Origin of the sequence: Synechococcus sp. A10-1-5-9 (assembly GCF_047716785.1) — a bacterium.
Lineage (GTDB): Bacteria > Cyanobacteriota > Cyanobacteriia > PCC-6307 > Cyanobiaceae > Synechococcus_C.
Genome location: NZ_CP180406.1, coordinates 1,713,740 through 1,734,188 on the forward strand (window position 1 = coordinate 1,713,740; position 20,449 = coordinate 1,734,188).

At 59.2% G+C, this 20,449-nt stretch carries 20 protein-coding genes; 8 read left to right on the top strand and 12 right to left on the bottom strand.

Translation table 11 applies throughout. The features are described 5' to 3' along the window. The first annotated feature begins 36 nt into the window (after positions 1-36). From recN to ACLM45_RS09365, 4 genes are all read left to right on the top strand, one after another. Complete coding sequence (gene recN, locus ACLM45_RS09350; protein WP_415408945.1) at positions 37-1,725, top strand: DNA repair protein RecN; 1,689 nt, start codon at positions 37-39, stop codon at positions 1,723-1,725. A gap of 47 nt (positions 1,726-1,772) precedes the next feature. After that, positions 1,773-4,754, top strand: coding sequence for an excinuclease ABC subunit UvrA (gene uvrA / locus ACLM45_RS09355; RefSeq protein ID WP_415408947.1), 2,982 nt, complete (start codon positions 1,773-1,775; stop codon positions 4,752-4,754). After that, on the top strand, positions 4,754-6,274 hold the full coding sequence (locus ACLM45_RS09360; RefSeq protein WP_415408949.1) for an alpha/beta hydrolase family protein: 1,521 nt from the start codon (positions 4,754-4,756) through the stop codon (positions 6,272-6,274). Before uvrA ends, ACLM45_RS09360 begins: the two co-directional genes overlap by 1 nt. Positions 6,275-6,479: 205 nt before the next feature. Then, positions 6,480-8,660 (top strand): HAD family hydrolase, encoded by a 2,181-nt coding sequence (locus tag ACLM45_RS09365; protein ID WP_415411402.1) that lies wholly within the window; start codon positions 6,480-6,482, stop codon positions 8,658-8,660. On the opposite strand, the gene purT is transcribed toward ACLM45_RS09365, so the two are convergent. Next, complete coding sequence (gene purT / locus ACLM45_RS09370) at positions 8,645-9,814, bottom strand: formate-dependent phosphoribosylglycinamide formyltransferase (protein WP_415408951.1); 1,170 nt, start codon at positions 9,812-9,814, stop codon at positions 8,645-8,647. The genes ACLM45_RS09365 and purT overlap by 16 nt on opposite strands. A 44-nt stretch (positions 9,815-9,858) precedes the next feature. On the opposite strand from purT, the gene ACLM45_RS09375 reads away from it, so the two are divergent. Continuing rightward, a complete protein-coding gene (locus ACLM45_RS09375) occupies positions 9,859-10,038 on the top strand; it encodes a cytochrome B6 (RefSeq protein WP_415408953.1) in 180 nt (59 codons plus the stop codon). A gap of 31 nt (positions 10,039-10,069) precedes the next feature. Here ACLM45_RS09375 and ACLM45_RS09380 read toward each other — a convergent pair whose 3' ends face one another. The 3 genes from ACLM45_RS09380 to ACLM45_RS09390 form a co-directional block, all read right to left on the bottom strand. Further along, complete coding sequence (locus tag ACLM45_RS09380; RefSeq protein ID WP_415408955.1) at positions 10,070-10,318, bottom strand: hypothetical protein; 249 nt, start codon at positions 10,316-10,318, stop codon at positions 10,070-10,072. Positions 10,319-10,329: 11 nt separating this feature from the next. Next, positions 10,330-11,370: a phospho-N-acetylmuramoyl-pentapeptide-transferase gene (mraY, locus tag ACLM45_RS09385; RefSeq protein WP_369776014.1), complete on the bottom strand. Its 1,041-nt coding sequence runs from the start codon at positions 11,368-11,370 to the stop codon at positions 10,330-10,332. 87 nt (positions 11,371-11,457) lie between these two features. Then, positions 11,458-11,709, bottom strand: a complete 252-nt coding sequence (locus ACLM45_RS09390; protein WP_038005302.1) for a DUF3134 domain-containing protein — start codon at positions 11,707-11,709, stop codon at positions 11,458-11,460. 85 nt (positions 11,710-11,794) lie between these two features. On the opposite strand from ACLM45_RS09390, the gene ACLM45_RS09395 reads away from it, so the two are divergent. Together ACLM45_RS09395 and ACLM45_RS09400 are read left to right on the top strand one after the other, a co-directional pair. Continuing rightward, on the top strand, positions 11,795-12,004 hold the full coding sequence (locus ACLM45_RS09395) for a hypothetical protein (protein ID WP_415408957.1): 210 nt from the start codon (positions 11,795-11,797) through the stop codon (positions 12,002-12,004). Continuing rightward, positions 12,004-13,209, top strand: a complete 1,206-nt coding sequence (locus ACLM45_RS09400; RefSeq protein WP_415408959.1) for an argininosuccinate synthase — start codon at positions 12,004-12,006, stop codon at positions 13,207-13,209. Before ACLM45_RS09395 ends, ACLM45_RS09400 begins: the two co-directional genes overlap by 1 nt. Positions 13,210-13,235: 26 nt before the next feature. On the opposite strand, the gene ACLM45_RS09405 is transcribed toward ACLM45_RS09400, so the two are convergent. From ACLM45_RS09405 to ACLM45_RS09420, 4 genes are all read right to left on the bottom strand, one after another. After that, a complete protein-coding gene (locus ACLM45_RS09405) occupies positions 13,236-13,613 on the bottom strand; it encodes a hypothetical protein (RefSeq protein WP_415408961.1) in 378 nt (125 codons plus the stop codon). A gap of 43 nt (positions 13,614-13,656) precedes the next feature. Beyond that, on the bottom strand, positions 13,657-14,028 hold the full coding sequence (gene rpsF, locus ACLM45_RS09410; RefSeq protein WP_006042703.1) for a 30S ribosomal protein S6: 372 nt from the start codon (positions 14,026-14,028) through the stop codon (positions 13,657-13,659). Positions 14,029-14,108: 80 nt separating this feature from the next. Then, complete coding sequence (locus ACLM45_RS09415; protein ID WP_415408963.1) at positions 14,109-14,573, bottom strand: Tic20 family protein; 465 nt, start codon at positions 14,571-14,573, stop codon at positions 14,109-14,111. Between the two features lie 53 nt (positions 14,574-14,626). Continuing rightward, positions 14,627-15,520 carry a shikimate dehydrogenase gene (locus ACLM45_RS09420; protein WP_415411403.1) on the bottom strand — a complete coding sequence of 298 codons (894 nt, stop codon included), beginning with the start codon at positions 15,518-15,520 and terminating at the stop codon, positions 14,627-14,629. Positions 15,521-15,643: 123 nt separating this feature from the next. Between ACLM45_RS09420 and dnaK the strand changes: the two genes are divergently transcribed. Next, complete coding sequence (dnaK, locus tag ACLM45_RS09425) at positions 15,644-17,560, top strand: molecular chaperone DnaK (protein ID WP_006042706.1); 1,917 nt, start codon at positions 15,644-15,646, stop codon at positions 17,558-17,560. A gap of 53 nt (positions 17,561-17,613) precedes the next feature. Here the strand turns inward: dnaK and pstS are convergent, their stop codons facing one another. From pstS to ACLM45_RS09445, 4 genes are all read right to left on the bottom strand, one after another. Next, positions 17,614-18,615 (bottom strand): phosphate ABC transporter substrate-binding protein PstS, encoded by a 1,002-nt coding sequence (pstS, locus tag ACLM45_RS09430; protein ID WP_415408965.1) that lies wholly within the window; start codon positions 18,613-18,615, stop codon positions 17,614-17,616. Between the two features lie 75 nt (positions 18,616-18,690). Next, on the bottom strand, positions 18,691-19,776 hold the full coding sequence (locus ACLM45_RS09435; RefSeq protein WP_415411404.1) for an NAD(P)/FAD-dependent oxidoreductase: 1,086 nt from the start codon (positions 19,774-19,776) through the stop codon (positions 18,691-18,693). Between the two features lie 17 nt (positions 19,777-19,793). Beyond that, entirely contained in the window at positions 19,794-20,252 is a 459-nt protein-coding gene (gene psbQ / locus ACLM45_RS09440; protein WP_006042709.1) for a photosystem II protein PsbQ, read from the bottom strand. A gap of 51 nt (positions 20,253-20,303) precedes the next feature. Beyond that, positions 20,304-20,444 carry a hypothetical protein gene (locus tag ACLM45_RS09445; RefSeq protein WP_415408967.1) on the bottom strand — a complete coding sequence of 47 codons (141 nt, stop codon included), beginning with the start codon at positions 20,442-20,444 and terminating at the stop codon, positions 20,304-20,306. Between the last annotated feature and the right edge of the window lie 5 nt (positions 20,445-20,449).

A 20,449-nucleotide genomic window follows, 5' to 3' on the forward strand; every position in this document is an offset into this window, starting at 1 on the left:
CCGCCGCTACGGTCGGCACGACCACCGGGGCTTGCCGTGCTCACCGGTTTGCGACTCCAAAACATCGCATTGATCGACAGCCTGGATCTGGCGTTTGATCAGGGTTTTTCCGTGCTCACCGGCGAGACCGGCGCTGGTAAATCCATCCTTCTCGATGCCCTCGATGCCGTGCTTGGCGGCATGCAGGCAACCGCTGCATCGCGACTGCTGCGCACCGGTTGCGATCGGGCTCTGATCGAAGCCAGTTTCCGGGTTGGAGACAGTGGACAGCGTTGGCTCAAACGCCATCAGCTCGATGATGGAGAGCCTGAGCTGGTGGTCACGCGCGAATGGCGTCGGCAGGACGACCGTCTCAGCAGTCGATCCCGCCTGAATGGAGTGGTGGTCAACCGGCAACAGTTGCTCGAGTTACGCCCTCTGTTGATCGATCTCACGGTGCAAGGTCAGACCCAGGAGCTGGCGCGACCTGGTCAGCAGCGTCGCTGGTTGGATCGTCTCGGTGGTGCGGAGTTGCAGTTGGAGCTCGTCGAGGTGCGACGCAACTGGCTCAACTGGCAGCAATGTATTGATGCGTTGAACCGAGCCGAATCGGACCATCTGCAACTGGAACAGCAACGCGATGAGCTTCAGGCGTTGCTCATGGAGCTTGAACAGGCTTCTCTCGACGATCCAGAAGAAATTGCTCAGTTGGAGTTGGAGCAGGACCGCTTGGTGCATGGAGTGCGCTTGTTGGAGGGTGTCTCCGTTTTGATTGGTCGTTTGCAAGACGGTGCTGATCAGGCTCCATCGGTTCTGGATCATCTCCTTGCCTGCACCCACGAATTGCAGTCGATGCAGGCCATGGACAGCTCTCTGCAACCTTGGACGGAACGCTGTCTCGATCTCGAAGCTGGTGTTCAGGATTTGATTCGCTCGTTGGAGCGTTATGGCACGTCGTTAGACAGCGATCCCGAACGTCTGGCGGTTCTTCAGGATCGGTTGTCGCTGCTTAAGCGACTGGAGCGTCGTCACGGTCAGGATCTGGCGGGTCTGATCCAGCAGCGTGATGCGTTGCGACAACGCCAGGAGGCTGATGGTTCGCATGGGCATCTTCGTCGTTTGCAGGAGCAGGAGCTGGCAGCCCGCGCGGCTCGCGATCACAGCAACGCGTCTTTGACGTGCTCACGTCAGGCCGCGGCCCAACAGCTCCAGACCGATCTCATGGCCTATCTGCGTCCGATGGGTCTGGCGAATGTGCGCTTTGAAGTGAAGATCGAGCCGGTCGACCCCGGGGAATTCGGTGCAGATGCTGTTTGTTTTCTGTTTTCGGCCAATCCCGGTCAGCCGATGGCTCCACTGGCGGAGGTGGCTTCGGGGGGTGAGATGTCACGTTTTCTGCTGGCTCTCAAAACTTCATTGGCCATGGTCGATGGATCCAGCACTCTTCTTTTTGATGAAATCGACACCGGTGTGAGCGGCAGGGTCAGTGGGGCCATGGCCGATCTGCTGCGCACCCTTTCACGCCATCGTCAGGTGTTTTGTGTGACCCATCAACCGCTCGTGGCTGCGGTTGCTGACCATCATTTCCGCGTCAGCAAGGACGTTTCCGCTGGAATCACCCGATCACGAGTGTCCCACCTGCGGGACACTCAGGAGCGCCAGCGGGAGCTGGCGGAACTGGCCGGCGGCGACCGAGAAGAGGCTCAGGCCTATGCAGCCAGCCTTTTGGATCAGAACGTGGCCTGAATCCGATTCGATCTTCGTAGAATCCGATGCTGCCGAGGTTCCTCCCTATGGGGCGTCCTGCTCCCAAACCCAAGGCCCCGTCGGGTTCCAGGCCCGTCAATCTCAGTGGTGGAACCCTTGAGGATGTGATTCGGGTGCGTGGTGCCCGTCAGCACAATCTCAAGAATGTCGATGTCACCATCCCCCGCAACAAGATGGTGGTGTTCACCGGTGTGAGTGGCAGCGGCAAGAGCTCCCTTGCATTCGACACGATTTTTGCTGAGGGTCAGCGCCGATATGTCGAGAGTCTGTCGGCCTATGCCCGCCAGTTTCTGGGTCAGGTGGACAAGCCGGATGTGGATGCCATCGAAGGGCTTTCACCGGCAATTTCGATTGATCAGAAATCCACGAGTCACAACCCCCGTTCCACAGTGGGAACGGTTACAGAAATTCAGGACTACCTCAGACTTCTCTTCGGTCGGGCCGGAGAACCTCACTGTCCACAATGTGATCGGGCGATTCGGCCTCAGACCATCGATGAAATGGTCGATCAGATCCTCACGCTTCCTGAAGGCACCCGCTACCAGCTGCTGACGCCGCTGGTCCGAGGCAAAAAGGGCACCCACAGCAAGCTGATCAGTGGTCTTGCGGCTGAGGGATTCGCTCGTGTGCGCATCGACGGCGAAGTGCGGGAGCTTGGCGACAATATTGAGCTCGACAAGAACCATCAGCACAGCATTGAGGTGGTGGTAGATCGCTTGGTGGCCCGTGATGGCATTCAGGAGCGACTCACGGATTCCCTGAGAACGGCGCTGAAACGCGGCGATGGTCTTGCCATCGTTGAGGTGGTTCCCAAGAAGGAGGAGGAGCTTCCCGAGGGTGTGGAGCGGGAGCGTCTTTATTCTGAAAACTTCGCGTGTCCTGAGCATGGGGCCGTGATGGAAGAACTGTCACCACGACTGTTTTCGTTCAACAGTCCTTACGGAGCCTGTGAGGCTTGTCATGGCATTGGGCATCTGCGCAAGTTCACAGCAGAGCGAGTCATCCCTGATCTTTCTCTGCCCGTGTATGCAGCCGTTGCACCCTGGGCAGAAAAAGACAATTCCTATTACTTCTCTCTGCTCTATTCAGTAGGAGAGGCATTCGGATTTGAAATCAAAACTCCATGGAAGGACCTCACTGAAGAGCAGCAAGACGTGTTGCTAAATGGAAGTCGGGATCCGATTCTGATTCAGGCGGATACTCGCTATCGCAACGGTAAGCCCGGGTATGAGAGGCCTTTCGAAGGCATCTTGCCGATTCTTGAGCGTCAGTTACGCGATGCCAGCGGTGAGGCCATGCGCCAGAAGCTGGAGAAATATTTGGAACTGGTGCCTTGTGCAAGCTGTGCTGGTCAACGGTTGCGGCCCGAGGCCTTATCTGTTCGGGTCGGGCCTTACCGAATCACGGAACTCACCGCCGTCAGTGTTGGTCAGACCCTTGAGCGCATTGAGCGGCTGATGGGTGTGGGGGCTTTCGAAGCCAGTGAACCGTTGCTCACGGATCGCCAGATTCAGATCGGTGACCTGGTGCTGCGCGAGATCCGTATGCGTCTGCGTTTTCTCCTCGACGTGGGGCTGGATTACCTCAGCCTCGACAGGCCAGCGATGACCCTCTCCGGTGGAGAGGCCCAGCGCATCCGTCTCGCTACTCAGATCGGCGCAGGACTCACCGGTGTTCTTTATGTGCTCGATGAACCGAGCATCGGTCTCCACCAGCGCGACAACGACCGCTTGCTGGCCACCCTCGAACGTCTGCGAGATCTCGGAAACACGTTGGTGGTGGTGGAGCACGACGAAGACACCATTCGTGCCGCGGATCATCTGGTGGACATCGGACCCGGAGCCGGTGTCCATGGTGGTCACATCGTGGCTGAGGGGTCCCTCGAGGATCTTCTGAGTGCTGAAGAATCGCTAACCGGTGCTTATCTCAGCGGCCGTCGCAGCATTCCTACACCCTCCGAGCGGCGTTCGGCCGGCACGCGCAGCCTCAAGCTTCTCAACTGTGCTCGCAACAATCTCACCGATCTGAGTGTTGAATTTCCGCTGGGTCGACTGGTGTCGGTCACTGGGGTGAGCGGTAGTGGAAAGAGCACTTTGGTCAATGAATTGCTGCACCCTGCCCTGGAGCATGGTCTCGGTCACAAGGTGCCGTTTCCCAATGGCCTTGGTGAACTTCGGGGCATTAAATCGATCGACAAGGTGATCGTGATCGATCAGTCACCGATCGGCCGCACCCCCCGCTCCAATCCAGCTACCTACACCGGAGCTTTCGATCCGATCCGTCAGGTGTTTGCCGCCACGGTTGAGGCCAAGGCCCGTGGTTACCAGGTCGGTCAATTCAGCTTCAACGTGAAGGGAGGGCGTTGTGAGGCCTGCCGAGGTCAAGGGGTGAATGTGATTGAGATGAATTTCCTCCCGGACGTGTATGTGCAGTGTGACGTTTGCAAGGGAGCTCGCTTCAACCGCGAGACCCTTCAGGTCACCTACAAGGGCTTCACGATTGCTGATGTTCTGCAGATGACGGTGGAACAGGCAGCGGAGGTGTTTTCAGCGATTCCTCAGGCGGCGGATCGCTTGCGCACGCTCGTCGATGTCGGTCTCGGTTACGTGAAATTGGGTCAGCCTGCACCCACCTTGTCTGGCGGTGAAGCCCAGCGGGTGAAGTTGGCGACTGAACTGTCCAAACGTGCCACGGGCAAGACGCTTTATCTGATCGATGAGCCCACCACGGGCCTCAGCTTCTATGACGTCCACAAGCTGATGGATGTGATGCAGCGTTTGGTGGATAAGGGCAATTCCATCATCTGCATTGAGCACAATCTGGATGTGATCCGTTGTTCGGACTGGTTGATCGACCTCGGTCCGGAAGGGGGTGACAAAGGGGGACAGATCGTGGCTTGCGGAACTCCTGAAGAGGTGGCCCAGCATCCAACCAGTCACACGGGTCGTTATCTGGCCAAGGTTCTCGAGCAGCATCCCTCTGAAGTTGACGTTCCCCTCGCCGCCTGATGTCCCGCATTCGCTCCATCATTGCGGCGGCCGCGGCCAGCGCCGCTGTTCTCCTCACTGGGTCTCCAGCTGTTGCATTGGAGCGGCTCGTGCTGCGCCTGCCTGTTCTTGATGTGGATTTCACGATCAATTTGGGCGAAGGGCGGTCCGTTGCAGAGGTCATTCAATCCAGTCCGGATCTTGCTGATCTGGAATCGGCTTCGGATGGTCGATTGCTCGCTCTTCTTCAGAAGATTTTTCTGACTCCGTTACCGATTGAGCTGCGAGGGCTTCTGGAAGGATCGACCGGCCAGCCCTTGCTGGAGCAGGCACTCAAGGCGGCCGCTTACATCGTCAATCTCGAGGGCGTTCCCACCGATACCAGTGGATCGATGCTGACAAAGGCGTTGATTCGCGCTTACGACAACGGTCAGGACAATCTTCTCGGCTTCCTTCATCAACTGCCTGGAGAGGAGGCTTCCATCGATCTCTCCAAGCTTGGAGAGGCGGTGAACCGCTTGATGGCCAATCAAAAAGACGGCCTGGAGCTTGTGAAGGTGGGCTCTGCTGCCCAGGTGTCGTCTGAGGTTTTCGAGTCTCTGCGTGTTGAGACTACGAGTCGAGAAATCATCCGCGTGTCTGTGCAGCACCGTCAGGAGCCTCTGGGCGTTCTCGTTGTGAAGCCACAGGGTGCGGGAAACCAACGGCTGGTGGTCATTTCCCATGGTCTCTGGGATGACCCGGAGTCGTTTGAAGGCTGGGCCGAGGTTCTCGCTGCCAATGGCTACGTCGTTCTGCTGCCGGACCATCCAGGCAGCAATTTCAATCAGCAGAGGGCGATGCTCGCGGGTGATCAGCCGCCACCGGGTCCCGAGGAGCTGCGTTTGCGTCCTCTGGATGTGTCAGCGCTGCTGACGGCTGTCGAGAAAGGTCGGGTTCTCGCTGATCGGGACCTCAACACCAAAGACGTGGCCGTGGTCGGCCATTCCTGGGGAGGCACGACGACGCTCCAGTTGGCGGGTGGTAGTCCAACGGATCAGAAGTTGAAAGCCCGTTGCAGCGATCTCAAGAATCCTGAGCGCAACATCAGTTGGGTTTTGCAGTGCAGTTGGCTCTCGGGGATCAACAAAGCAGGCGTTGCCGATGCAAGGGTGAAGACGGTTGTGGCGGTGAGTCCTCCCCTGCGGCTTCTGTTCGATCCAGACAAGTCGCTGGACCGGGCGGATCCGACTCGATCCTCTCGCCCGAAGATTTTGTTGATCAGTGGAACGCGTGACTGGATTGTTCCTTCAGGCCCGGAAGCTGTGTTCCCCATGCGTGACACGCAGGCAGCCCGACTTGGCCATCGCCTGGTGCTTGTCGATAGTGGAACCCATTTCAATTTGCGCAGTTTCCGCGGGCAGGCTCTGCAGGCGGTAATCGGCCCTTTACTTCTGGCCTGGATCAATCAACAGTTGCAGGTCACGTCCTCGCCCACCTTTGAGGAAGGTCGCTGGGGCCACCCTGATCGACGACTTGTGGATGTCAGCGGTCAATTCTGAGCATCTTCTTACCACAAACTATGCCTGTTGGTATTTCGATACTTGAAGTGATCGTCGTTTTGATTTAATTCGCGCAAATTCCTTTTCAGCACAGGCTTATGGCCTGATTTGAGTCAGTGATCCGTGCACTTTCTCAGATTATTTTCATCTTTGTTGTTGGTTAAACCCCTTATCCATTGATCAGTCCGTCAGGGCTCTTTCCTGTCTGCTGCGGAGGATGGATATGGGACTGAATCTTCTTCATCTTCATCTCCATGGTCTGTTCCGTTCCCATGATCTGGAGCTTGGACGGGATGCTGACACGGGTGGTCAGACCCTTTATGTTCTCGAACTTGTTCGAAGTCTCGCGTCTCGCGCTGAGGTTGATCACGTCGAAGTGGTCACTCGTTTGATTCAGGACCGTCGCGTGTCTGCGGATTACGCCCGGCCTGAGGAATCGATTGCTCCCGGGGCGAGCATTCGCCGCTTCAGTTTTGGTCCAAAACGCTATCTGCGTAAGGAGCAGCTTTGGCCCCATCTCGATGAGCTGGCGGATCAGCTGGTGCTTCAGCTGCAAGCTGCGGATCAGCGTCCGGACTGGATTCATGCCCATTACGCCGATGCCGGATATGTCGGGGCCTTGGTGAGTCGACGTCTCGGCTTGCCCCTGGTGTTTACCGGTCACTCCCTGGGACGCGAAAAGTTGCGCCGTCTGCTTGCAGCAGGCGGTGATCGTGAGCAAATCGAGCAGACCTACTCCATCAGTCGTCGCATTGATGCGGAGGAACTGGCGCTTGCCCACGCGGATCTGGTGATCACCAGCACCCGTCAGGAGCGAGATCATCAATATTCCCGTTATGGGCGTTTTGAAGTGGGTCGCGCTGATGTGATTCCTCCGGGTGTGGATGCACGACGGTTTCATCCCTGCAGCACGCGGCAGGAATCAGCGGATGTTTCGGCCATGGTGCAGTCCTTTCTGAGAGAGCCGCAGCGCCCCCCGCTTCTGGCCATCTGCCGGGCTGATCGCCGCAAGAACATCCCGGCACTGGTTGAGGCCTACGGTCGGTCCTCGGTTCTGCGAGAGCGTCACAATCTCCTTCTCGTGCTGGGGAATCGGGATGACTCCCGCCAGATGGATCGGCAGCAGCGGGAAGTGTTTCAGCAGATCTTCGATCTGGTGGATCGTTATGACCTCTATGGATCGGTTGCGTATCCCAAGCACCATCGCCGTGATCAGGTGCCGGCGATTTATCGCTGGGCTGCCGAGCGCAAAGGGCTGTTCGTGAATCCAGCCCTAACCGAACCGTTTGGCCTGACGCTTTTGGAGGCCGCTGCCTCCGGGCTGCCCATGGTGGCTACAGATGACGGAGGTCCCCGCGATATTCACCGTCGTTGCGAGAACGGGCTGCTGGTGGATGTCACTGACCGCGAGTCCCTGCAGGATGGCCTCGAACGTGCTGGATCAGATCCCGGACGCTGGCGGCGCTGGAGTGACAATGGGGTGGAAGCCGTCAGTCGTCACTACAGCTGGGACGCACATGTCTGTAGTTATCTGGCGTTAATGCAGGGGCGTCTCAGCCCCTCTGCTGCGTCGGTGAAGCTGCTTGACCGCTCTGTTGCTCAAGCCAACCCTTTGGGTGATCGCTTGCTCCTGCTCGACCTCGACAGCAGCCTCGAACAACCCGACGCTGAGCCATTGCAGGCTCTGCGTCATCAGCTCACAGCATCTGCTGAGCGGTCCATTAGGCCCGGGCTTGGCATCATCACCGGTCGGTCCCTGGCGGCCGCCAGGCAGCGATTCACCGAATTGCAGCTATCGGATCCATGCGTCTGGATCACCCAGGCCGGAACAGAGATTCACTACGGCCAGGAGGATCAGTCCGATCGTCTCTGGGCCGCTGAGATCGGTGTGGACTGGCAGCGTGAGGGTGTGGAGCAGGCGCTGGCCGATTTAGGGGATCACATCACGCTGCAGGCCGATGACCATCAAGGTCCTTTCAAGGTCAGTTACCTGCTCAGGCAGCCAGGACCTTCCGTGCTTCCTTTGATCCGTCAGCGTCTTCGGCAGCAGCATCAAGCGGCCCGTCCCAACCTTCGCTGCCATTGGTTTCTGGATGTGCTTCCGCTTCGGGCGTCCCGCAGCGAAGCCATCCGTTTTCTTTCCCTGCGTTGGTCTCTGCCATTGGACCGGTTTCTGGTTGTCGCCAGTCAGCAGGGGGATCTTGAGTTGGTTCAAGGCCTCCCTGCCGCGGTGATTCCCTCGGATCATGACCCCTGCCTCGACGGCTGCCGCCAGCTGCAGAGGGTGTACTTCGCCGATCGAGCACGTTTATCTGGTGTCCTGGAAGGACTCCAGCACTACCGCTTTCTCAGTGCACGTTCTCGTGCGGATCAGTCTTCGATCTGAAGGCGTACGGCTGCAGCACTGCGGTCTGCTTTGGCACGGGCCTCGGCCTGATGCTCGCCTCGGGCTAACGCCACTCCCATCCGCCGTCCCGGTCGGGCGTCACGTTTGCCGAACAGAAACACACTGGTTTCGCTTTCTTTGAGGGCCTCCTCCATGCCGCTGTAGGTCACTCGGCTGCCGTGACTGTCGGCCAAGATGACGCGGCTGGCCGCGGCATCGGCGCAACGGATCGTCGGGATCGGCAGCCCCAGAACTGCGCGCAGGTGCAGTTCGAATTCGTTGAGGTTTTGGCTGATCAAGGTCACCAGGCCGGTGTCATGGGGGCGGGGCGACAGCTCTGAGAAAATCACTTCATCTCCACAGAGAAAGAATTCCACACCGAACAGTCCGGCGCCTCCGAGGTTGTCTGTCACAGTGCGCGCCATGGCTTTGGCCTCATTCAGCTGTTTGTCGCTGAGAGCAGCTGGTTGCCAACTGCATTGGTAATCGCCGCGGGCCTGTTTATGTCCGATGGGCGGGCAGAACACTGTGGAGCCATCCTTCTGACGGATGGTGAGAAGGGTGATCTCCAGATCGAAGCGCAGGAATTCCTCCACAATCACGTGGGTGGACGTCCCCCGGGCATTGGCCATGGCTGCCTCCCAGGCCTCATTCAGTCCCTCCGGTTCATCCACAACGCTCTGGCCTTTGCCGGAGGAGCTCATCACCGGTTTCACCACCACAGGCCAGCCGAGGGCAGGGGCTTCAGCCTGCAGTTCTTCAGCACTGAAGGCGTAGGCGAAGCGCGCTGTGCGCAAGGCCAGTTCACCTGCTGCCAGATCTCGGATGCGGTCGCGATTCATGGTGACTGCCGTCGCACGCGCAGTTGGAATCACCGTGATTCCCTCATCCTCCAGTTCAGCAAGGGCATTCACCGCCAGTGCTTCGATTTCAGGGATCACAACCGTGGGCCTGTGCCGTCGCACCACCTTCAGCAGCGCTTCTTTGTCGGTCATCGCCAGCACCTCCGACACATCCGCCACCTGCATGGCTGGTGCGTCGGCGTAGCGATCGCAGGCGATCACTCGGCAGCCCAAGCGCTGGGCTGCGATGGCTACCTCCTTGCCCAGTTCACCGCTCCCCAGCAGCAGGATGGTGGCAGGCAATGTCGTCATGGAAGATTCCCCGGCAGCATGAACCCATCCTCTCCCTCTGCCTGATGGCCAATTCTCTGAGCTTCACCACCACTGGCTTCACAACAGCTGGGGATGCGGCGGATGGTCTTCTGTTTGGTTGGGAGATCGCCACGGTTCAGAAGTGGGCGTTGATTTATCTCGGGGTGTCGCTTCTGGCGTTTGTTGTGGTTTGGCTGGTGGGAGCCTTCAGAACGAGGTCATAAGGCTGAGAGAGCGATCAGCGGGTCGCTCCGTTCAGGAATTCAGGTCCTGCATCAGCGTGAGTTGACGCACGGCCGGTTCCTCATCCACGAATCCCCATGCGTTGAATACCTCCGCATCGCTGTGGTTGATCCGTTGTGCTCCGTTGTGACGTTCCAGAACGAAGCCTTGGTCAGCCATCCGGCGCATCAGTCGAGCGGCTTCCTCAAAGCGGGAGGCCATCGCTTCGAGACTGGCGCAGTCGGAGGTCAGACCGGCATCCTTCCAGGTGAAATAACTCATGGGTGTTGGGATCAGTTGGGGTGAAGCCCCAGCCCCAGCATGACCAGACCTGCCGTAACCAGCCAGAACAAGGGCACCACCACCTGTTCAGGTGTTCCTCCCAGTTCGAAATGGTGATGCAGCGGCGCCATGCGGAAGATGCGCCGCCCTTGACCATCGGCTCCCTTGGTGGCTTTGAACACCCACACCTGCACAATCACTGAAAGGGACTCGGCGAGAAAGACCCCGCCCATCACAAGAAGGGGCCAGAGACTGTCGGAGAGAAGGGACACGGCGGTGAGCGCTGCTCCCATCGCCAAGGAGCCTGTATCGCCCATGAACACCTTGGCGGGATTGCGGTTGTGGATCAGAAATCCCAGCCAGCATCCAGCCATGGCCATGCAAAATCCCGCCAGCGCAGGATCGCCGCCATTGCCTCGAAGCATCAGTTGCAGGGCTAGCCCTGCGAACACCAGAGCTCCGCAACCGGATGCCAGACCATCGAGTCCATCGGTGAGGTTGGTGGCATTGCTCTCGGCAAGAAACACAAACAGAGCCAAGGGCCAGATCAGCCAATGGAGTGAAAGCTCCTGATTGAACGGAAGACTCACTGTGTTTGCCATCCAGCCCTGCCATCCAGCCCAGCCCAGGAACAGCACAGCTGCAGTGGCCTGAAGCAGCAGCTTGCCCCGGGGTGTGAGTCCGGTGTTGGTGCGTTTGGTCAGGCTGCTCCAGTCATCCACACCACCGATGACCATGTACGCGAGGGTGACCAGGGCGATGGCGAGAAGCTGCTGAGCGCTGCGCCCTTCGCTGCTCACGAGGCCCCCGATGATCACGCCCACGGGAACAACGAGTAACCCGCCCATCGTGGGAGTGCCTGATTTGCTGAGGTGGCCCTGAGGGCCTTCCGTTCGAATCACCTGACCCATCTTCAGGGCGCGCAACCTGGGGACTCCCCACCAGGTGATCAGTGTTGACACCAGCATCGCTGCCATGAGCGGCAGGCTCAACAGGCTGTTGGGGATCAAGCGGTCCGAAACAAAGGCCGCGGTGCTGACCGCGCCGATCAGAACAGTGGCCGGCCAGCGACCATCTAGACGAGATGTCTGGTCCGAAGCGTCGCTCAAAACCCAACCGCAAATCGGCTGGACGTTAAATCAGTCTTCCCAGTTTTCTTCGTTCTGCTCGTCGGCAGCGTTGTAGTCCTCTTTCTCACCCATGAGAGCTGACAGCTCCTCTTCTTCCACAGTGCTCACTTCAGGAGAGCTGGATTCTTCATCCTCCACCAGTCGCCCACTGGTTTCGAGCCAGCTCAGCAGATCAGGCTCTTCCCTCAGGGGGAGCACCGGAGCGGGTTCCTTTCGGCCGTAGCGGGTGAGAGCTGGATTGACGCCGTCAAGGGCGCTCATGTCCGTGAGGGCTGAGGACAAGATCTCGCAAGCCAATCCGCCATCATAGAAGACAGTCCGTGACAGTTCCTTGAACAAAGCGGCGTTGCTTGGATTCCTGTGGGCAGGAGCACTGCTCCTGAGTGCAGCACTGCGCTTTTGGGGTGCGCGTCACCCCGAGCCTCTCCAGGCCCGTTCTGGTCCGGTGCTGCTGCTGGTGCTGGCCCCTGCCCTGTTGATCACCATCTGGTTGCTGTGGTCGTCCCGCGGGAGTGGAGAATCGGAGCAGTCCGATACAGATCAGGAGTCCGCTTGATGGGACGCGCCAAGAAGGTTGTGCTTGCTTATTCCGGCGGCGTGGATACGAGTGTCTGCATTCCGTACCTCAAGCAGGAGTGGGGTGTCGAGGAGGTGATCACGTTTGCAGCTGATCTCGGCCAGGGCGATGAGCTGGAGCCGATTCGGCGCAAGGCGCTTGATGCCGGTGCCAGTCAGTCTCTTGTGGGCGATCTCATTCGGCCGTTCATCGAAGAATTCGCCTTTCCCGCCATCAGGGCCAATGCCCTCTATGAGGGTCGCTATCCCTTGTCGACCGCTTTGGCACGTCCGTTGATTGCCCGGCGGCTTGTGGAGGTGGCGCGCGAGGTCGGTGCGGATGCAGTAGCCCATGGATGCACCGGTAAGGGCAATGATCAGGTGCGGTTTGATGTGGCGATTGCCGCTTTGGCTCCCGATCTGAAGGTGCTCACGCCGGCCAGGGAATGGGGAATGAGCAGGGAGGAAACGATTGCCTATGGCGAACGCTGCGGCCTTCCAGCACCGGTGAGCAAGAAATCTCCCTACTCAATCGATCTCAATCTTCTCGGCCGCAGTATTGAAGCCGGTCCTTTGGAGGATCCGATGCAGGCTCCTCCAGAAGAGGTGTTCGCCATGACGGTGTCGATTGATGCGGCACCCTCAGCAGCAGAGGAGATCGAGATCGCATTCGAAGCTGGTGATCCGGTGAGCATCAACGGCCAGCGTTTGGATCCTGTCGCCTTGATCCGAGAAGCCAACCGTTTGGCTGGATCCCATGGCATCGGTCGCCTCGACATGATCGAGAACCGGGTGGTGGGCATCAAGAGTCGGGAGATTTATGAAACGCCCGGTTTGCTTTTGCTGATCCAGGCCCATCAGGAACTGGAGAGTCTCACCCTCGCAGCTGATGTGCTCCGTACCAAGCGACAACTGGAGATGCAGTGGGCTGATCTGGTGTACCAGGGACTGTGGTTCGGTCCGCTCAAGGACGCCCTCGATGGTTTCATGGACCGCACCCAGACCTATGTGAACGGTGTGGTCCGGCTGCGTCTGCATAAGGGCAATGCCATTGTCACCGGCAGGGGGTCCAGCGATAGCAGCCTCTACGCTCCAGAAATGGCGTCCTACGGCAGCGAGGATCAGTTCGATCACCGCGCTGCCGAAGGGTTTATCTACATCTGGGGTCTTCCCATTCGTCTCTGGTCAGCAGCTCGCCGTCGTTGATGCCTGTGGTGTGAATGCCGCCTGACTTAAGCCGCCGCATCCACATCCGGTTGCTGCCTGCTGCGACGCTGATCCGAGCGCCAGCGGAACAACGATGGCGACTGCTCACTATCCGGAGACTCATCGATCAACTCAGCCGCTTTGCTGTCAAGCAGTTGCTGGGCTCTGGCGAGAAGTCGATACCGTTCCAGCAAAGGCTCGAGCCTTTGCTGGAATTTGCGTTCAAACATGTCCGGCAGTTCTTTGAGCAGCACTTCGTAGTCACTCACGGTCTGCTCGAGATCGACGATGCGTTGCTTCAAGCCACTGATCGTTAGATCTTCGCTGGTCTCTGCTTCAACGGCATCAGGCTTTGGACGCCAAATGGGTACCGGAGCTTGGTGGGAGGGGTCCTGGGGGTGCATGACCGGACGCTATCGCCCGGTCACGACTTCCACAATCCCTTGTTCAGGCCGTGGTTTCAGCGGGTTCTGGTTGGGGAGCAGCAGGTTCGGTGCCGGGCACAACGCGGGGTGCGGGCAGAGGACCTTCCTGCTTGACTGTGAGATAGCGAATCACATCTTCGCTGAGACGCATGGCTTTTTCGAGCACGGCCACCTGCTGACCATCGCCGTTGTGGCTGAGCTGCACGTAGATGCCTTCTTTGTGCTTCGCAATTGGATAGGCCAGGCGCCTTTTGCCTCTCATTTGGTTGTCAAGTACATCGGCGCCCGTTTCGACCAAAATGTCGCGGTACTTGGTGAGATGGGATTCAACCTCCTCCTCCGGAATGTCCGGGCGGAGGATGTACATGGTTTCGTAGTAAGGCTGCTGGGTCATGGAGACAGCTCCGACAGGGACTGATGGCTCACCTTGGTGAGCGACGGATCTAGCAGCCTATCTCCTGAGGGTTGATGTCTTCAGTAGAGCTGCATTCGTACAGCCTGGCTCAAGCCCGGCAGATCTGGCTCTCTGCCGCGGATGCATTCCACGAGAGCGAAAATCACCACGGCCAGCACGGCAATTACCACAGTGCTGGAGAGGGTTCTCAGCATCAAACCGCTGCCCAAAGGCTGCAGGAGAATCATGAAGGCATATCCGAGCAGCACAACGATGATGTCCACCAGCAACGCCTGCAGCGTGTTGAAGCGAATGAAATAAGGCACAGCCGGGTTGCGGACCACGGCCAGGAACAGCAGGAAGAAAATCAGAAGGTTGCCGAAGGGGATTCCCTGCTCGAGGAGAGCGATCGGCAGAGCGGGCAGCGTCAGCCACTGCAGCCAAGGAAATTGCCCCATCAGGTGACGTCCGAAGGGAATCGCGTCACTCCAGGGGAGTAAATACGCCAGTAGACCCAGGAACCGTTGCCAGGGAGGGATGGACATGACCGCGGTTCAAACGGTTTGAGCGTAGGCCCGGAGTCTGGGGATGCAGAGGCTCAGCGTCTTGTCGAGGCAAGGCTGTCGAGAGCCGCCTCGCGCATGACCTCCACCGGCACGTCCGAGCAACCGCTCCAGCGGCGAAGGGATGCTGCGCCTTGTTGGATGAGCATCTCCAAGCCATCAATCGTGAGGCAACCTCGTTCTGCTCCCAGCGACAACCAAGGCGTGGGCCTTGGCGTGTAGATGAGGTCGTAGAGGGTTGTGCTGGACGTGAGATCGGTCCAGATCTCCCGATCGAGGGGCATGCTTGAACTGTTCTGGTGTCCCTCCATCCCCAGTGGGGTTGTGTTCACCACAAGGCAAGCCTGATCGAGGAGCTCCCTAACCCGGCTTCTTTCGAGGGGCATGCCAAACAGAGGGACCCGCTCCTCTCCGACGGGTTGGCGCAGATCGTTCAGGAAGGCAGCCAGGACTGCATCCCGTCGTCCGGCGATGTGAATGGCCTTCAGAGGCAGTTGCTGAAGTCCTGCCACGACGGCACGGGCACTGCCACCGCAGCCCAGCACGATCGCTGTGCTGTTGTTCCAAGCCTCCGCCGCAGTCTGAAGAGGTGCCAGGAATCCCTCAACGTCGGTGTTGTGACCATGCCACCCGCCGTTGTCGGTGGGGATGAGGGTGTTCACGGCTTGGAGACGCGAGGCCAGAGCACTTAGCTCTGTGCAGTAGGACGCCACGGCTTGTTTGTGCGGGATGGTCACGTTCAGGCCGCGGCAGTTCACGGCTCTGAGGCCGGTCAGCACACACTCCAGATCGGACTCCGCACAGGGCAAAGCCAGGTAACGCCAATCAAGCCCCATGGCCTCGAGGGCGGCGTTCTGCATCACCGGCGAAAGCGAGTGACGCACCGGTTGCCCCAGCAGGCCGATCAGACCGGTGGTTCCGCTGATCATCTTGCCGTTCTGTGTCTGGCCACCAGCCTGCCTGTTCGGGAACCACACCTCGCCTGCAGGCGTTTCCTCTGACGAAGATGCGAAGGATCTAATCAGTCATTTCGCGGAGACAGGAGCCACCGAATGGGAAAAGTTGTCGGCATTGATCTCGGAACCACCAACAGCTGTGTGTCGGTGATGGAGGGCGGCAAGCCCACCGTGATCGCCAACGCCGAGGGCTTCCGCACCACGCCATCGGTGGTGGCGTACACCAAGAACCAGGATCAGCTGGTGGGTCAGATCGCCAAGCGTCAGGCGGTAATGAATCCAGACAACACTTTTTATTCGGTGAAGCGCTTCATCGGCCGGCGGGTCGATGAAGTGAATGAGGAATCCAAGGAAGTGAGCTATTCGGTCGAGAAGGCCGGCTCGAATGTGAAGGTGAAGTGCCCGGTTCTCGAGAAGCAATTTGCTCCTGAAGAGGTCAGCGCTCAGGTGCTGCGCAAGTTGGCTGAAGACGCCGGCAAGTACTTGGGTGAAACCGTGACCCAGGCCGTGATCACTGTTCCTGCTTACTTCAACGACTCCCAGCGTCAGGCCACCAAGGATGCCGGCAAGATCGCCGGTCTCGAGGTGCTGCGCATCATCAACGAGCCCACCGCAGCTGCTCTTGCCTACGGCCTCGACAAGAAGAGCAACGAGCGCATCCTGGTGTTTGACCTCGGCGGCGGCACCTTCGATGTGTCCGTGCTCGAAGTGGGCGACGGAGTGTTCGAGGTGCTTTCCACCTCCGGTGACACCCATCTGGGCGGTGATGACTTTGACAAGGTGATCGTCGATCACTTGGCCGACAGCTTCAAGGCCAACGAAGGTATTGATCTGCGTCAGGACAAGCAGGCTCTTCAGCGTCTGACCGAAGCGGCTGAAAAGGCCAAGATCGAGCTCTCCAGTGCTACGCAGAGCGAGATCAATCTGCCCTTCATCACGGCCACTCCCGAGGGACCCAAGCATCTCGACCTCACCCTCACCCGTGGAAAGTTCGAAGAGCTCGCCTCTAACCTGATCGACCGCTGCCGCATTCCTGTGGAGCAGGCGCTGAAGGATGCCAAGTTGTCCTCCAGCGAGCTCGACGAGATTGTGATGGTGGGTGGCTCCACCCGCATCCCCGCCGTGCTGGAGCTGGTCAAGCGGACCACCGGCAAGGACCCCAATCAGACGGTGAATCCTGATGAGGTGGTGGCTGTGGGTGCTGCCATTCAGGGCGGTGTCCTCGCCGGTGAAGTGAAGGACATCCTTCTTTTGGATGTCACCCCACTGTCCCTGGGTGTGGAAACCCTCGGTGGTGTGATGACCAAGATGATCACCCGCAACACCACGGTTCCCACCAAAAAGTCCGAGACCTACTCCACGGCCGTGGACGGCCAGACCAATGTGGAGATTCACGTGCTCCAGGGTGAGCGCGAGATGGCCTCCGATAACAAGAGTCTTGGAACCTTCCGCCTCGACGGAATTCCTGCAGCTCCCCGCGGCGTTCCCCAGATCGAAGTGACCTTCGACATCGACGCCAACGGCATTCTCAGCGTCACCGCCAAGGACAAGGGCAGCGGCAAGGAGCAGTCCATCTCCATCACCGGTGCCTCCACCCTCAGTGATTCCGAAGTGGACAAGATGGTGAAGGATGCGGAAGCCAACGCCAGCGCAGACAAGGAGAAGCGCGAGAAGATCGACCTGAAGAATCAGGCTGAAACCCTCGTGTATCAGGCCGAAAAGCAGATGGGCGAGCTCGGCGACAAAGTGGATGCGGATGCCAAAGCCAAGGTTGAAGAGAAGCGCACCAAGCTCAAGGAGGCCACCGAGAAGGAGGACTACGACGCGATGAAGACCCTGCTCGAGGAACTTCAGCAGGAGCTCTACACCGTGGGTGCTTCTGTTTACCAACAGGCCGGAGCGGAAGCCGGCGCTGCACCTGGTGGCGATGCTGGTGCCGGAGCCGATGCAGCCAGCGGATCATCAGATGCTGGTGATGATGTGATCGACGCCGAATTCACTGAAACCAAGTGATTCCAATCAAGTGATCAACAAAAAAGGGGGCCGTTAGGCCCCCTTTCTGTTGATCACTTGCTGATCTGGGCCACGGCAGCCTTGGATTTCTCCACAACCTCGGCCGGCAGGGAGACGTAGCCCAGTTCCGGAGCCTGGCTCTGGGACTTCTCCGAGAGTATGAAGTTGAAGGCCTTTTGCAGACGCTCGGTCTTGTCGGCGTTGCCTTCCTTGTAGGCAAGGATCCAGGTGAAGGTCACGATCGGATAGCCCTTGGGAGGATTGGGATTGCCCCCGATCAGATCGGGACCCAGGTCGATCGAAGCCAGAGCTGTGCTCTCGCTCTCGTTGGTGGGCTTCACCTGCTCACCGGATGCATTGGCCAAAGCAGCGGCCTGCAGCTTTCCTTTCACGTAGGCCACTTCCACATAGCCCAGTCCACCATCGATCTGATTCAGCTGGGCGGCGACACCTTCGTTGCCCTTGGCACCGACGCCTGTGGGCCAGGCCACGGATTTGCCGCTTCCTGGACCGTTCTTCCAGGCATCGCTGATGGCTGAGAGATGTTTGGTGAAGTTGTAGGTGGTGCCGGAGCCATCGGAACGACGGACCACGGTGATGGCTTTGTCGTCACAGCCCACGTCGCTGAAATTCTTGATCTTCCCGAGGAAGATGTCGGCCAGTTGCTCCTGGGTGAGCTTCAGGTCGCAATCTGGGAGGTTGTAGGCCACGGCGATGGCGCCAGCGGTCATTGGGATTTGCAGAACTCCACGGCTCACCTTGGCGATGTCCTCGGGCTTCATCGGCGCGTCCGAGGCTCCGAAGTCGACGGTGCCGGCCTGGAATTGGCGCACTCCAGCGCCGGATCCAATCGACTGGTAGTTCACCTGAATGCCCTCGGGAGCCAGTTCCTGGAACCAACGGGTGTAGATCGCTGCTGGGAACGAGGCGCCAGCCCCAGACAGCTTGCCCTTGACTTGGTCTCCACCACCGCCGGAAGAGCAGGCGGCGAGGCTGACGCCAGCGGTGAGTCCTGCAATGGCAGTGAGTGCTCTGGCTTGAAAGGAACGACGCATGATTTCGATGACGAAAACGGCTTGTCAAGAGGTCGAGCTCCGTTCGGATCCTATGGGCACCTGTTCAGCGACGAATTAAGGGCCGGTAAGGATTGATGCATCAATCTGCTGGCCCACCCATTCGGCGCTGGCTGGAGCCAGCAGCACACCATTGCGGTAATGACCTGAGGCCAGAATCAGGCCTGGTTCCAGTGTCTCCAGTAGCGGTGCCGGGCGGCCCTGCGGGCGCGCCCGCAGTCCTTGCCATTGGCCGATCCGCTCTGCCTCACGCAACCATGACGGTGCCTGGTTGTTCAGCGTTGTCATCGCAGACACGAGGGAGGAATCAGCCACCGTGCCTGGTTCCACGGTGGCTCCCAACCACAGCTGCTGATCGCCGTGGGGGATCAGATTGATGCCGCCACAAGTGAGCACAGCTGGCCATCCCGTCCAGCCGGGTTGAGGGTTCGGCAGTTTCAAATCCAGCACCTGCCCCAGCACAGCCTCCATCGGTCGGTGGTGTCCCAGGGGCTCAAGCAATTGCGAACTGCCTAGGGCCGAGCAGATCACCACGGCATCAACGTTGAAGCGATCGCCCTCGGCTGTGATCACCTGCCATCGGCCTCCCCTGGCAGCGTCGGAGCGTTGCAGATGCTCAACACGGGTTGCTTGAGTTGCCCCACCCTCGGTGTCGAATGCACGACGCAGGGCCCTCAGCAACCCCAGAGGATCCACGCGTCCATCCCGTTCCGACAGCAGAGCCCCATGGCCTGGCCTTGGCCAGGGATGCGGTGCTGGCGTCAGGGTTTGTTCGTCAAGAAAACGCAGCCCTGCGTGCGGTCTGGCTTCAGCGAGCTGTCGCATGCGTTCGGCGTCCTCGTCGCTGCTGGCCAGCTGAACCAGAGGGGTCTGAAGGCTGAGTGGTGAGGTCGGATCGTCAAGCTGCACGACCCATTCAGGCCAGAGCGCCATGCTTCGTTGGCGAAGCCGCCAGCCCCGGCCGCTGGAACGGCGAAAGGCATGGCCCATCAGAACGCCGAGGGACGCTGTGCTTCCGTTCAAGCAGCGTTGGTTCGACGCTTGCGGAACGGCGGATGCCACAGAGGGATCCACCAGAACCACTGCATATCCCCGGCGCCTGAGATGCCAGGACGTGGCAGTGCCGACAATGCCGGCACCAATGACGGCGATGGAGGCTGTCAGCTCAGAGCTTGGGCAGGGATCACCTTGGAATAGTTGGAGAAGCCGGTGGCCACGGCCACATAGGCCTTCTGGAGGCGAGCACCATCCTGAAGACGGGCTGCTTCGTCAAGATCGGCCATGGCTTCCTTGAGGTCAGCGGCCAGAGCATTGGCCTGGTCACGATCCTGGGGAAGTAGGCGCTGGTTGATGTACAGCATCTCGCGGCCCACTTCTTGCATCGGCCCGTGGATCAGATTGCGGGTGAAGGTCCAGTCGCGCTGATTCACGAGTTGGGCCAATTCCGGAAGGCGCTCTTTGGCCGCCGTGAATCCCTCAACCTGGCGACGAATCACCGCCATGTCGTCAGGACTGATGGTGGCAGGCTTGGCATTGGCACCGCCACTGCAAGCGGCCAGGCCGAAGCAGAGAGCGAGACAGAGGCAGAACGCAGCAAGGCGACGCAGGGCGCTCAGCATGGAAGCAAAGAGAAGTGCAATGAGCTTAACCGCGACCTTCAGTGGTCATCTTCACAGTTGCAATGGGTACGGTTGGGCAATCTTGAGTGCCAGCTCCAGGGGTTCAACGGATGTCACTGGGCCACACCACGGGCCCTCATCCCGCACCATTGCAGAGCCCATCGGCTCTTCCAGGCTCAGAATCAGGGTCATTCACC

Excerpts from the sequence above, each read along its gene's own strand:
- ACLM45_RS09400 (WP_415408959.1), top strand. The coding sequence starts at position 12,004 with ATGGGACGCGCCAAGAAGGTTGTGCTTGCTTATTCCGGCGGCGTGGAT.
- uvrA (WP_415408947.1), top strand. The coding sequence starts at position 1,773 with ATGGGGCGTCCTGCTCCCAAACCCAAGGCCCCGTCGGGTTCCAGGCCC.
- ACLM45_RS09405 (WP_415408961.1), bottom strand. The coding sequence starts at position 13,613 with ATGCACCCCCAGGACCCCTCCCACCAAGCTCCGGTACCCATTTGGCGT.
- ACLM45_RS09415 (WP_415408963.1), bottom strand. The coding sequence starts at position 14,573 with ATGTCCATCCCTCCCTGGCAACGGTTCCTGGGTCTACTGGCGTATTTA.
- ACLM45_RS09420 (WP_415411403.1), bottom strand. The coding sequence starts at position 15,520 with ATGATCAGCGGAACCACCGGTCTGATCGGCCTGCTGGGGCAACCGGTG.
- rpsF (WP_006042703.1), bottom strand. The coding sequence starts at position 14,028 with ATGACCCAGCAGCCTTACTACGAAACCATGTACATCCTCCGCCCGGAC.
- pstS (WP_415408965.1), bottom strand. The coding sequence starts at position 18,615 with ATGCGTCGTTCCTTTCAAGCCAGAGCACTCACTGCCATTGCAGGACTC.
- ACLM45_RS09380 (WP_415408955.1), bottom strand. The coding sequence starts at position 10,318 with ATGAGTTATTTCACCTGGAAGGATGCCGGTCTGACCTCCGACTGCGCC.
- ACLM45_RS09375 (WP_415408953.1), top strand. The coding sequence starts at position 9,859 with ATGGCCAATTCTCTGAGCTTCACCACCACTGGCTTCACAACAGCTGGG.
- psbQ (WP_006042709.1), bottom strand. The coding sequence starts at position 20,252 with ATGCTGAGCGCCCTGCGTCGCCTTGCTGCGTTCTGCCTCTGTCTCGCT.
- ACLM45_RS09445 (WP_415408967.1), bottom strand. The coding sequence starts at position 20,444 with ATGACCCTGATTCTGAGCCTGGAAGAGCCGATGGGCTCTGCAATGGTG.
- purT (WP_415408951.1), bottom strand. The coding sequence starts at position 9,814 with ATGACGACATTGCCTGCCACCATCCTGCTGCTGGGGAGCGGTGAACTG.
- dnaK (WP_006042706.1), top strand. The coding sequence starts at position 15,644 with ATGGGAAAAGTTGTCGGCATTGATCTCGGAACCACCAACAGCTGTGTG.
- ACLM45_RS09390 (WP_038005302.1), bottom strand. The coding sequence starts at position 11,709 with ATGAGCGCCCTTGACGGCGTCAATCCAGCTCTCACCCGCTACGGCCGA.
- ACLM45_RS09360 (WP_415408949.1), top strand. The coding sequence starts at position 4,754 with ATGTCCCGCATTCGCTCCATCATTGCGGCGGCCGCGGCCAGCGCCGCT.